This is a genomic window from Nocardioides cremeus, assembly GCF_030518195.1.
GTDB classification, from domain to species: domain Bacteria; phylum Actinomycetota; class Actinomycetes; order Propionibacteriales; family Nocardioidaceae; genus Nocardioides; species Nocardioides cremeus.
Genome location: NZ_JAULSC010000363.1, coordinates 1 through 247, shown reverse-complemented (window position 1 = coordinate 247; position 247 = coordinate 1). Strand labels below are relative to the sequence as shown.

The following is a 247-nucleotide window of genomic DNA, read 5'->3' as shown; positions in this document are numbered from 1 at the left end:
CAGCCCGTCGCCCGCCCCGCGGACGGCCAGGCCGAGCTGCTGGCGCCGGCTGTCGAACACCAGGGCGGCGACCACCTCGAGCAACCGGCTCGCGCGGGATGTCGATGAGCGGTGCCCGTCCGGGAAGGACTGGCGAAGCCGCTGCCGCAGCACGGGAGGCGGCTCGACCAGTGGCAGGTCGCGACCCGCCGCGATGATCATGTGGACGGAGGCGCCCGCGGCGCGGAAGGCGGGGGCGCGCGCGGGC

At 77.3% G+C, this 247-nt stretch carries 1 protein-coding gene; it reads right to left on the bottom strand.

From position 1 onward, the window contains the following. Positions 1–247 (bottom strand): hypothetical protein (locus QWJ41_RS21365; protein WP_302710519.1); only part of this gene is annotated, 247 nt, incomplete at both ends.